This is a genomic window from Pseudomonas sp. GW823-FHT05G12 (assembly GCF_058795575.1).
Genome location: NZ_CM179501.1, coordinates 4,070,118 through 4,082,474, shown reverse-complemented (window position 1 = coordinate 4,082,474; position 12,357 = coordinate 4,070,118). Strand labels below are relative to the sequence as shown.

Genomic DNA, 12,357 nt, shown 5'->3' with positions numbered 1-12,357 from the left:
CTGTCAGGTAGCTGAGGTGCACATTACAGTGCTGTCAGCTTGCTGCTTCGTCGATGCGCAGATCGCGCATCAGCAGGCCGTAGTCGAGGGCAACCTGTTCCGGGATCGGCAGATACACCACATGGCCATCGCCCGGTGCGACCTCGATGGCGTGCTGCTGGCGGTTGCACAGGCGGTGCAGGTCGAAGTGGTAGTTACCGCGCGGGGTCATCAGTTCCAGATGGTCGCCCACGGCGAAGCGGTTCTTCACCTTGACCTCAGCCAGGCCGTCGACGCGCACGCCAGTCAGTTCGCCTACGAATTGCTGGCGCTCGGACACCGAGTTGCCGCGCTGGTAGTTCTGGTACTCGTCGTGAACGTGGCGGCGCAGGAAACCTTCGGTGTAACCGCGTTGCGCCAGGGATTCGAGGTTGCCCATCAGGGCGCGGTCGAATGGTCGCCCGGCCACCGCGTCGTCGATCGCCTGGCGATACGACTGTACCGCGCGGGCACAGTAGAAGTGCGATTTGGTGCGGCCCTCGATCTTCAGCGAATGCACGCCCATCAAGGCCAGGCGCTCGACGTGCTGGATGGCGCGCAGGTCCTTGGCGTTCATGATGTAGGTGCCGTGTTCGTCCTCGAACGCCGGCATTTCAGTGCCGGGGCGGTTGCTTTCCTGCAGCAGGAACACTTGGTCGGTGGGTGCACCCAGGCCCAGGGTGGGCTGCACTTGGCGCACGATGTCACCGGTGGCGTTCTCGGTGGCCGGCGTGGCGTCGTACTTCCAGCGGCAGGCATTGGTGCAGGTGCCCTGGTTGGCGTCACGCTTGTTGAGGTAGCCCGACAGCAGGCAACGGCCGGAATAGGCCATGCACAGGGCGCCGTGCACGAACACTTCCAGTTCCATGCCCGGCACCTGCTGGCGGATTTCCTCGATTTCGTCCAGCGACAGCTCCCGCGACAGGATCACCCGGCTCAGGCCAAGTTGCTGCCAGAACTGCACGCTGGCCCAGTTGACGGTGTTGGCCTGCACCGACAGGTGCACCGGCATCTGTGGGAAGTGCTGGCGCACCAGCATGATCAGGCCGGGGTCGGACATGATCAGCGCGTCCGGCGCCATCTCGATCACGGGTGCCAGGTCCTTGAGGAAGGTCTTGAGCTTGGCATTGTGCGGGGCGATGTTGACCACCACGTAGAAGCGCTTGCCCAAGGCGTGCGCCTCCTCGATCCCCAGAGCCAGGTTGGCGTGATCGAACTCGTTGTTGCGCACCCGCAAGCTGTAACGCGGCTGGCCGGCGTAGACCGCATCGGCGCCGTAGGCAAACGCGTAGCGCATGGTCTTGAGGGTGCCGGCGGGGGCCAGCAGTTCGGGCTTGGCAGTAGGGTTCATGTGCGCACCGGGGCAAAAGGCGGGGATGCTAGGGTCGATGGACAAGGTGCGTATTGATTTGCGTCAAGTGAGCACGGCACTTTTGTCCAGGCGCGGTGCACTAATCACTCATAAGCCATTTGAGGAACTGCGATGAACGAAACCGCGCTACAGAACAAGGCCCTGGCAGTACTCTTGGCGTTGGTGACCATTGCCTTCTTCTGGATTCTTCTGCCGTACTACGGCGCAATCTTCTGGGCGGTGATCCTCGGCATCCTGTTCGCCCCGCTGCAGCGTCACTTGCTGATCCGCTGCGGGCGGCGGCGTAACCTTGCCGCGGCCACGTCCACGCTGGTGTGCCTGCTTGTGGCGATCCTGCCGGTGATCATCATCAGCGCCCTGCTGGTGCAAGAGGGCGCCACGCTGTACCAGCGCATCGAAAGCGGGCAGCTGGACATTGCCGGTTACGTCGAGCGCGGCAAGGACATGCTCCCGGCATTCGCCCAGCGTGGGCTGGACAACATGGGCATGGGTAACCTTGACGGGTTGCGTGACAAGATCACCAAGTGGGCAACCCAGGGTAGCCAGGTATTGGCCAGCCGGGCGTTCAGCTTTGGCCAGGGCACATTCGAGTTTCTGATCAGTTTCGGCATCATGATGTACCTGCTGTTCTTTTTCCTGCGTGATGGCCCGGAAGTTGCGCGCCGGGTGCGGATGGCCGTCCCGCTGCCCGAGCACCAGAAGCGTCGTTTGCAGTTGAAGTTCAATCGTGTGGTGAGGGCGACGGTGAAGGGCAACGTACTGGTGGCCATTACCCAAGGTGCGTTGGGAGGTTTTATTTTCTGGGTGCTGGATATCCCGAGTGCGTTGGTGTGGGCGGTGCTGATGGCGTTTCTGTCGCTGCTGCCGGCGGTGGGCGCGGGCATCATCTGGGCGCCGGTGGCGGCGTATTTCCTGCTGACCGGGGCGATCCTGCAAGGGGTGGTGCTTACCGCGTTCGGGGTGCTGGTGATCGGCCTGGTGGATAATGTGTTGCGGCCAATCCTGGTGGGCAAGGATACGCGCATGCCGGACTACCTGATCCTGGTGTCGACGCTTGGCGGGCTGGCGGTGTTCGGCCTCAACGGCTTTGTGATCGGCCCATTGATCGCGGCGCTGTTCGTTTCCAGCTGGGCGATCTTTGCCGCGACCAAACCGCGGGTGCAATTGCCACAATAGCGTTCTAGCTCAGGTTTGTCGGCCGTAGGAGCGGGTTCATCCGCGAAAAGGGCCGGGCCTGCTGGCCAATTACCACCCGCCATTCACCGTTGCCGCCGCTACCGTATTCGGGGGTAAACCCGCTCCTACGCCGGATCGGGGGTAGACACAGGTCGGTGGTTGGGCACAGGCCGTGGTGTAGGAGCGGGTTCACCCGCGAAAGGGCCGGGTCTGCTGGCCAATTTCCACCAGGCGTTCACCGTTGCCGCCGCTACCGTATTCGCGGGTAAACCCGCTCCTACGCGGGATCGGGGGTGGACACAGGTCGGTGGTTGGGCACAGTCCGTGGTGTAGGAGCGGGTTCACCCGCGAAAGGGCCGGACCTGCTGGCCAATTTCCACCCGCCGTTCACCGTTGCTGCCGCCACCGTATTCGCGGGTAAACCCGCTCCTACGCCGGATCGGGGGTAGACACAGGTCGGTGGTTGGGCACAGGCCGCGTGTAGGAGCGGGTTCACCCGCGAAAGGGCCGGGCCTGCTGGCCAATTACCACCCGCCGTTCACCGTTGCCGCCGCTACCGTATTCGCGGGTAAACCCGTTCCTACGCCGGATCGGGGGTGGACACGGGTCGGTGGTTGGGCACAGGCCGCGTGTAGGAGCGGGTTTACCCGCGAAAGGGCCGGGCCTGCTGGCCAATTTCCGCCCGCCGTTCACCGTTGCCGCCGCTACCGTATTCGCGGGTAAACCCGTTCCTACGCCGGATCGGGGGTGGACACAGGTCGGTGGTTGGGCACAGGCCGTGGTGTAGGAGCGGGTTCACCCGCGAAAGGGCCGGGCCTGCTGGCCAATTTCCACCCGCCGTTCACCGTTGCTGCCGCCACCGTATTCGCGGGTAAACCCGCTCCTACACAGATTGGTGGCGGACACACATACAGCGAAACCGCAGGGGTCAGAAGGCTTGCGGCATCTCGCCCTTGGCCAGGCGCCGGTTGATGTCGGCAATCACTTCGGGCAGGTCGTTGATGGTGTCGATCAGGTAGTGCGGGCGGGAGCCGGCAAACAGTGCATGGATGCGCTGGCGCTCGCTTTCCAGTTTCTCGGCACTCAACGCCCGGAAGCCTTCCCAGGTCAGGCCCAGAGCATTGCCCGAGCAGACCAGCGCCACGGTCCACATGCCGGCACGGCGGCCTTCAAGAATGCCAGGCACGGTGTCGTCCACCTTCACGCAGGCCGCTACATCGTCAATCCCCAGCGCAATCACGTTGGCCAAGGCCTGGGCCGGCCATGGGCGGCCGTTCGGGGTTTCATCGGTGGCCACTACATGGTCGGCTACGTAGCCGTTCTGCGCAGCCAGTTCCACCACCTTGTCCATCACCACTTTCGGGTAGCCCGAGCACGAGCCGATCTTCAGGCCGTCCTGGCGTAGACCGGTGAGGGTGTCCAGCGCACCGGGGATCAGTGCCGAGTGCACGGCGATCTTCTCGATCTGCAGCGGCATGAAGCGGTTGTAGATGGCGGTGACGTCATCATCGGTCGGGGTACGGCCGAACACCTTGCGGTAGCGCTCGGCAATTTCCGGTACGTCGCACAGGGTACGGATATGGTCCCATTTGCCCATGCCCATCGGGCCTCGGGCTTCCTCGATCGAAACCTGCACGTCGAACTCGGCAAAGGCCTCGACAAAGATCTGGGTGGGAGCGAATGAGCCGAAATCGACCACGGTGCCAGCCCAGTCGAGGATGGCGGCTTGCAATTGGGTGGGGTTGTTGTAGTCCATGTGCGCAAATTCCTGAGTTCGGGTGGGCAAAGCGTCAGATGTCCAGCACTTCCATTTCCCGCAGCACGTCGGCCACGGCATTCACGGCGGCCTGCATGCCGTCCGCCCCGACCACACCGATACAGCCGACGCGGAAGGTTTCGACCTGGGTCAACTTGCCCGGGTAGAGAATGAAACCCTTGGCCTTGACCCGCTCGTAGAAGTCCTTGAACTGGTAGCGGGCATCGGTGGGGGCGTGGAAGGTGACGATGATCGGCGCCTGGATCTCGGCAGGCAGGAAACTGCGCAGGCCGATGGCTGCCATGCCATCGAGCAGCGTCTTGCAGTTGTCTGCGTAGCGCTGGTGGCGGGCCGGAAGGCCACCTTCCTCGTTGTATTGCTGCAGTGCTTCGTGCAGTGCAGCGACCACGTGGGTAGGCGGGGTGAAGCGCCATTGCCCGGTCTTGGCCATGTAGGCGTGCTGGTCGTGCAGGTCCATGGCCAGCGAGTGGGCATTGCCTTCGGCGGCCGCCAGGGCGTTTTTTTCGGCGAAGACGAAGCCCATGCCGGGTACGCCTTCCAGGCACTTTCCGGAGGCCGCGATCAGTGCTTCGAAGGGGATTTCGCGGGCATCGATCGGCAGTGCACCGAACGAGCTCATGGCATCGATGATCAGGCGCTTGCCATGGCGTTTGATCACCTGGGCGATCTCGGGCAGCGGGTTGAGGATGCCGGTGCTGGTTTCGCAGTGGATCAGCGCCACATGGGTGATGGCCGGGTCTTCGGCCAGCAGCCGGTTGACGTCGGCGGCGGTGGTCGGCTGGTCTTCGGCCGTTTCGAAGGTGCTGTAGGTGCGACCCAGCACTTTGCAGATCTTCGCCAGGCGCTGGCCGTACGCGCCGTTGATCAGTACCAGAACCTTGCCATCGCGTGGCACCAAGGTGCCGATGGCCGCTTCCACGGCGAAGGTACCGCTGCCTTGCAGGGGCACGCAGTGGTGGCTGCTGGCGCCGTCGATGATGGCCAGCAGTTGTTCGCAGACGCTGGCAGTCAATTGGTTGAAGTCACGGTCCCAGGAGCCCCAGTCCACCAGCATGGCTTGGCGGGTGCGGATTGATGTGGTCAGGGGACCTGGGGTCAGCAGAATCGGGGCGTTGCTCATTCCGTTATTCCTCACAAGCGGTGGGCTGAAACTACGGGGCCTAGGTTGCAATTCACGCTGCCATCAATCAAATTGTTTGTTGTTATCCCAGCTATAAGTCAGGCCGATGAATATGAACCTGTTCCAGCTACGCGCCTTCGACGCCGTGGCCCGTGAGGGCAGCTTTACCCGTGCTGCCGAGCGCCTGTTCATCAGCCAGCCGGCGGTGACCGGGCACGTCAAGGCCCTGGAGGAGCACTACCAGATCACCTTGTTGCGGCGTACTGCACGGCGCGTGGAGCTGACCGAGGAGGGCACGCGCCTGGCGGCCATCACCCGCGCCATGTTCGGCCTGGCCGAAGAAGCGCAGGCCATGCTCGAGGCCAGCCGCCAGTTGCTGACCGGGCGCCTGGAGGTAGCTGCCGACGGCCCGCACCGGGTCATGCCGATGCTGGCGCTGCTGCGTGAACGGTACCCAGGCGTCACCGTCAACTTGCGCCTGGGCAATGCTCAGGAGACCTTGGCTGCGCTGCTCGGCGAGCATGCCGACGTGGCGGTGCTGACCGAAATAGAGCCGCGCAAGGGGCTGCATCTGCAAAATCTCTGTGAGTCGCGCCTGTGTGCGCTGTTACCGGTGGGGCACACCTGGGCCAGCGAGCGGGAGGACTTGCCGTTGGCCGAGCTGCACCAGCAGATCATGGTGCTGCGCGAACCCAGCTCCACCACCCGGCGCACCTTCGACAAGGCCTGCATCAAGGCGGGCGTGCATCCGCGTGTATTGCTGGAGCTGGACAGCCGGGAGGCGGTAACCGAGGCAGTGGCCTCGCAGCTGGGGATTGGCGTTGTTTCTTCCACTGAAGTGGCCAATGATCCCCGTGTGGTGGCACGCCCATTGGCCGGCGAGGGCCTTGTCAACCAACACGTAATCGGCTGCCTGGAGCGTCGTCGCGAACTGCGCCTGATTCAGGCATTCCTGGGCCTGGCAGCGGGGCTATGATGGCTGTTTGCTGCGGGGCACCCTAGGCTCTGTATGAAAAGCCTTGATACTCGGTGATGCTGCGTTGAAAACAGCCTCGGAATGCTCATTTACAACCCGTAAACTCCGCTTCCTCGGCTGTTTTCGCCTTGCCTGACCTTCGTCTCAAGGCTTTTCATACAGACCCTAATATGGCCGGCAATCAGCCGACAGGACCGTCGATGAGCGACAAAGACACCATTTCCATGCAGCTGGTGCGCGAAGCGCTGTTGCAGACCTGCCCTGCCGGTGAGCCTGACAGTGGCTTGCTGGCCAGGGCGGGCATCGCCGTTGAACAACTGCACCTGCCAGAGGCAAGGGTCAGTGCCGAGTCCTATGCCCGCCTCTGGCGCTTGCTGGCCCGGCGCTGCAACGACGAATTCTTCGCGATGGACCCGCGCGGTCTGTGCAGTGGCAGCCTGGCGTTCATGTGCCGTGCCAGCATGGGCCAACCGACCCTGGGCGCAGGCCTGGAAACCTCGTTAGCATTTCTGTCGCTGATGCTTCAAGACATGCAGCCCAGCCTGGTGCGCCAGCAAGGCCTGGCCGAAATTGTCATCAATGAGCCGCGTGACGAACCGCGCCGCGCGTTCACCTATTTCACCTTCTGGATGATCGTGCATGGGGTGACCTGCTGGCTGGCCGGGCGGCGCATCCCGATTCTGAGCATTGATTTGCGTTGTGCCGAACCACCCTTTTGCGACGACTACCGGGTCATGTTTTCGGAGAACCTGCATTTTGAGCGTCCACGCACACGCATGATCATTGCTTCGCAATACCTCGACTTGCCCCTGCGGCGCAGCGAGGAGGAGCTGCAGCGTTTTCTGGCCGAAGCGCCGGGCAATATCCTGGTCAAGTACCGTGACCCGGCCAGCCTCGGGCGGCGTATCCGCACCGACCTGTTGCGCCTGGCCCCTGAGCAATGGCCCGATGCTGACCGCCTGGCCCGGCAGCTGTGCCTGTCGCCATCGACCCTGCGGCGGCGTCTGGCAGAAGAGGGGCAGAACTACCAGGGCTTGAAGGACAGCGTACGACGGGAGCTGGCGATCGCCTGGCTCAGCCAGGAAGACGTGGCCATGGGCGAGCTTGCCGAGCGTTTGGGGTTCGCCGACAGCAGCTCGTTCTATAAGGCATTTCGCAAGTGGTTCGGCTGCAACCCGGGGCATTATCGGGCATTGATCCAGGCGCGAGGGGCAGGGCACTGAAGGGCGAACGCTTCCTGCCGTAGCGCATTACCGCGCGGGCCCAGAAGGCTTACCGAGCAGGCGCCGATCGAACCCGTTCCCTCTGCATCCTGGTCCGGCATTTGAACAACATGGTTGGCTTCGTCAAATAGCTGTGGAACCCACCATGATTATCAATGCGACTGACCATGACCCATTCATCGGTGCCCGATTACCTGAGTGGCTCAAACGCGCGTCAAGGGGCCAGATCAACACCCTGCGCACCAGCCTGAACGCGCACCACGCCAGCCAAGCACGCTTGAGTGGCCTGACACTTGAGTTACTGCCGCTCCAGCAGTTTGCCGAGAAGCACCTGGCGGCGTTGCTGGATGCACCGTTGCCGGACGGGCAGGTATTTGCCCAGCTCGAGTGGCTGCGGGTGGCGCCACGCTTCGGCACACTGCCAGGTACCTTGCAACAGACATACGGGTACAGCCAGACGCGTGAGAACGGGTTACTGCGGCTGATGCGCAACTTTGCTGCGAATACCCGCTACTACGAGGGCACGGGGCTGGTTTTGCCAGGCAGCGATAAACCATTGAATGCATCGCTGGAAGCATTGATTACGGCCTGTCGCAATCTGGACGTTGGTCAGCGTTATCAGGACGCGTTGCAAAGGATCTTCCCGCCAGCTACCCAGGCGGTGCTGGCTGAAGACAAACGTTCGGGGTTGAAGCTGGCGACCGAGCTTGCGGCATTGCAGGGAAACATAAGCGTCGATGTGCAGCTCGCCTTGCGTGAGGTGGTGGACCCCGCTCAGGAGGGGCGACAACAAGGGCTCGAAGGCAAACCCATGCTGTTGAGGGCAATAGGGAAACCTGTGGTCGATGGCTTGCTGTTCCACCTGCATGACAAGGCGGGAAATGAACGGGGCATCGTACTTTACCTGCCTGGTGATCCCCGGCAGGCATTGCGGTTCTTCGACAATGCCGCCTCCATGAACAGTACCGTGGCGATGTTGTTGCAAGATCCCGGTTACTGGCAGTACTTCACACAGCTCATCAGCCTTGAGCACCGTGCAGGTTTTGTCAGTACCCTCGGCAAGCGCCTGAAAGACAAGCTGCCGGACCTGGAGCTTGAGGGTGAAACACCTGGAGGAGGGGTTTTCACGCAACTGGCGACTCGGCAAGTGCAACGGGTCAAGGAAGATGCCCGGTTGCTGCTGGTACCAACCGCTGACGCTGATAGCCGGGCGATTAGCGCCAGACACGCTGAGTGGAAGGCGGCAGGTCTGGACCTGGTAAACCTCGCCGGCCTTTTCATCCCGGCTGTGGGGGGCGTGCTGCTGGGGCAGGTGGTTGCCCAGACGTGCGCCGAAGTGTTCGAAGGGATGAGGGATTGGTCGAAGGGGCACCAACACGAAGCGCTGCAGCATCTGCTGGGGGTCGCCGAAACCTTGGCGGCTACCGCGGCGACGGTGGCGGGTGTCAGTTTTGTGCGCAGTGCGTTTGTCGCGGGCCTGGAGCCGGTAAGCGTTGGGAATGGGCGCGGTCGGCTGTGGCAATTCAACGCCAGGAATTATCGATCATTGCCGGGCCCTGTCGATCTGCTCGAGGAGGAGCGCGGTGGCGAGGCGGGCTGCCGCTGGGTCCGTATCGATGGACGTTCCCTCGAAGTGCACCAGCCCGTCGCCGATGGCCCCTATCGCCTGCGCCATGCAGCGAGTGAGGGGGGCTACGGGCCGGTCGTGTTGCACAACGGTGAGCGTGGCTGGCAGCTGATGCGTGAGCAACCCTTAAGCTGGCAGGCGCCTGCCCGCATGCTGGATGCATTATGGCCACAGCTTTCCCCTGTCGACGCGCATCAGGCCGAGCAGATAATGCGGGTGGCAGGTATCGATGCAGACTTGTTGCGCGGCGTTCTCGTGGAGAATCGCCCGGCGCCGGTGAGCCTTGGCCAAACGTTGCGCGCCTTCCAGGCGCATGCACGCATTCAAAGGTTTTTCCAGCGTGTTCGGCTGAAGGCGTTGATGCCATCGGACAGGGAGCTGCTGGCCTGGTGTGAAGCAAGGCCAGGCGTGGGCGCCGGACTGGAGCAGATGCAGGTGCATGAGGCCGGGTTGCGGCCGCAATTGTTTGCTCACCTGACAGAACAGTCACTGGCAGCAGACCCGCTCAGCATGTTGGTAAAACGCGACTTCCCGGGTTTGCCTTCGGCCTACATAAATGAAGTAACCGGCCAGGCGCATGAGCTTGAGCACCAAATGGCGCGGGTCGAGCGGCGGCTGCCATTGCCGTGCGCGAAGAACGCCCGTTCGCTCTTGCGTCTGGCTCGCCTGAGCCGGGGGCTGGCGGGGTTGTATCTGAGCACGGCGTACAGTGATGTCACCGGCGAGTTGGCCCTTGCGTTGCTGGATAGCTTCGAACTCGAGCAACTTGACCTCGACTTGCGCGACCGCGGGCTGGATGGGCGGTCTATCAGGCGCCTCGGTAGCGGCGGGCGAACCGAGGCAAGAAGAATAGTGGTCCGGCATGAAGGCAGGTTTCTGATCTACAACGGGTCAGGTGTGCCACACGTGCTTATCGCTGACGAGCCGGGATGTATCTTCGAGGCGCTTTTTGCCGCACTGACATCAGAGCAGCGGGCAGCGATGCAACTGGTGGGCAGTGCGGCGGCGAGCCAACTGCGTGAGAAGCTTCTGGCGCGGTTACCCGCTACCCATTGGGATATCGCGCGCATGCTCGGCTGGCCAGAGGAGCAGGCCTGGCTCAATCCAGGGCGTCGCATGGACGATGGGCGCGTGGGATACCCGCTCAGTGGTCGCCCTGGCGCTGCTCCCAGGGATGAGCGAGCGATCATTCGCGATCAGCTACGATCGCTTTATCCTGGCCTGGACGAGGCCGCGCTCGATGTGGAGCTGGCGCGTGTGCAACAAGGCCCGCAGCCAGTCTTCGAGCGCCTGGTAGAACTGCAGGAAGCCCATGACCACTTGGTGCTGTACCTGAATCGCTGGGTCGGTGCCGAGTTGCAGGAGGGTCGACGCGCCGCCCGCAGGTTGACGGCCGATAGCATCCTGCGAGCCTGGCGACTGCAGGGCGAGCCTGTTTCGGCCGGCGAGGGGCAAACACAAGGGCAGCGCTTGTCGATGAGCGGTTTGAGTTTGCGCACACTGCCGGCACTGCCGCCGAACATCGATTTCCATCGCATTACCCTGCTGAGCGTGAACGACACCCGGATTACTGACATACCGGTCGACTTCCTTCGCCCCTTCACTGCCCTGACGCACCTGAACCTCAACAACAACGCGTTGATGCGTCTACAAACAGGCATTGCCCATTTACCGAATCTTCAATCGCTTCGGTTGGCGCATAACGAGATACGCCTCGATGCCCAGGCGATCGGCGTTTTGCATGGTTTGTCCAACCTTGCGCATCTTGATCTCAGCCATAACCGGCTGGAAGCGCTGGACATGAGCTTTCATCAACTTTCTCGGCTGACTAGCCTGAACCTGCGTCATTGTCGCCTGGGCAGTTGGCCGCGTCGCCTGGAGCTCTGTGGTCTACTCGAGTGTGCTGACCTGCGCAACAATCAACTCCGCGAAGTGCCCACCGAGATCCAGCTGATGCCTTATGCATTTCGACGCGCCATTCTGATAGAAAACAACCCCTTGTCGGTCATGCAGCAAAGAGGGTTGTATGCACTCGATGTGATCGAAGAGCACCGGCACTCACCTGAGCAGTTGGGTTCAGTTGACCTGGTCAGGGCCCGTACGCGTTGGGTAGGCCATACGGATGCGACGGTTCAGGCCGAGCGGGAGGGCGTGTGGCTGCGGTTGCTGGAGCAAGCGGGTAGCAGCAGGTTGTTCAGGTTGTTGGCTCGCCTGGAGATGACAGCGGACTACAGCGAAGCGGGTGAAGGGCGGGATGCGCTGGTTGACGGCGTATGGACACTGCTGGCTACGCTGGACGGCGACCCGGTGCTGTGCCGGCGGATCTTTGAGCAGGCCGGCCGGCCACTGTCATGTTCGGACGCCGTTGCCAGTCACTTCAGTGCACTGCAAGTATCGGTGAGGCAGGCGCAGGCAGAAGCCGCCGCAGCCAACCCTGAAAGCAGGGGAGAGTTGCTCGAACTGGGCAGGCAACTGTTCCGGCTGGATCAACTGGAAGGGATTGCCTACCAGGATGGCCGGCAGCGTCTGGCTGCCAGTGAACATGTTGACCAGTTGGCATTGGGGCTGGCTTACAGGGTGCAACTTCGTAGCCGTTTGCGGTTGCCCAACCAGCCGTATGCCATGCGCTATCCCGAGTCTGTCGCGCTGACACAGGCCCAGGTAGAGGATGCGTTCCTGCGGGTTACGCGCGCGCAGACCATCGAGGGCCTGACCGATAGCCTGAGCCAGCGCGCGTTCTGGCGCCGTTACCTGCGCCAGCAACATGACCAAATGTTCGATGCCCTCAGTGCGGATTACACTCGGCGCACGCTTGAGCTGCAGGCTCAACGTCCTGTCTTGGCGCCCGCGGCCTTCGAGCAGCAACTACGCCGGCTGCAGGAACAGCAGGTCCTCGATATCGAGCGCCTGGTCGCAGGGCTCACCCAGTCCTACCTGCGTGCAGCCGAGCGCGCAGAGGGGTGATTAGCGGCGGCCAAACCAGTCATCCAGATTGACAGCTTTGGCCATTGCCGCCGCGCATGAGCGGCGCGAACATCGTCGGACCGATGCTTCAACTCCAAAAACAA

Annotated in this window: 7 protein-coding genes; 4 read left to right on the top strand and 3 right to left on the bottom strand. The window is 62.6% G+C overall.

Annotated elements, in window-relative coordinates:
- Positions 1-34: 34 nt before the first annotated feature.
- Positions 35-1,369, bottom strand: coding sequence for a prephenate-dependent tRNA uridine(34) hydroxylase TrhP (gene trhP, locus AC3RCM_RS18670; RefSeq protein ID WP_049587511.1), 1,335 nt, complete (start codon positions 1,367-1,369; stop codon positions 35-37).
- Between the two features lie 132 nt (positions 1,370-1,501).
- On the opposite strand from trhP, the gene AC3RCM_RS18665 reads away from it, so the two are divergent.
- Complete coding sequence (locus AC3RCM_RS18665) at positions 1,502-2,566, top strand: AI-2E family transporter (protein ID WP_064491216.1); 1,065 nt, start codon at positions 1,502-1,504, stop codon at positions 2,564-2,566.
- 928 nt (positions 2,567-3,494) lie between these two features.
- On the opposite strand, the gene phnX is transcribed toward AC3RCM_RS18665, so the two are convergent.
- Both phnX and AC3RCM_RS18655 read right to left on the bottom strand, forming a co-directional pair.
- Entirely contained in the window at positions 3,495-4,322 is an 828-nt protein-coding gene (gene phnX, locus AC3RCM_RS18660; RefSeq protein ID WP_492629054.1) for a phosphonoacetaldehyde hydrolase, read from the bottom strand.
- Between the two features lie 34 nt (positions 4,323-4,356).
- Positions 4,357-5,463 carry a 2-aminoethylphosphonate--pyruvate transaminase gene (locus tag AC3RCM_RS18655; protein WP_104887318.1) on the bottom strand — a complete coding sequence of 369 codons (1,107 nt, stop codon included), beginning with the start codon at positions 5,461-5,463 and terminating at the stop codon, positions 4,357-4,359.
- A 112-nt stretch (positions 5,464-5,575) separates the two neighbouring features.
- On the opposite strand from AC3RCM_RS18655, the gene AC3RCM_RS18650 reads away from it, so the two are divergent.
- The 3 genes from AC3RCM_RS18650 to AC3RCM_RS18640 all read left to right on the top strand — a co-directional run bounded on the left by AC3RCM_RS18650 (position 5,576) and on the right by AC3RCM_RS18640 (position 12,253).
- A complete protein-coding gene (locus AC3RCM_RS18650; RefSeq protein ID WP_492629696.1) occupies positions 5,576-6,439 on the top strand; it encodes a LysR substrate-binding domain-containing protein in 864 nt (287 codons plus the stop codon).
- 200 nt (positions 6,440-6,639) lie between these two features.
- A complete protein-coding gene (locus AC3RCM_RS18645) occupies positions 6,640-7,662 on the top strand; it encodes an AraC family transcriptional regulator (protein ID WP_020192118.1) in 1,023 nt (340 codons plus the stop codon).
- Positions 7,663-7,807: 145 nt separating this feature from the next.
- On the top strand, positions 7,808-12,253 hold the full coding sequence (locus AC3RCM_RS18640) for an NEL-type E3 ubiquitin ligase domain-containing protein (protein ID WP_492629053.1): 4,446 nt from the start codon (positions 7,808-7,810) through the stop codon (positions 12,251-12,253).
- Positions 12,254-12,357 lie beyond the last annotated feature (104 nt).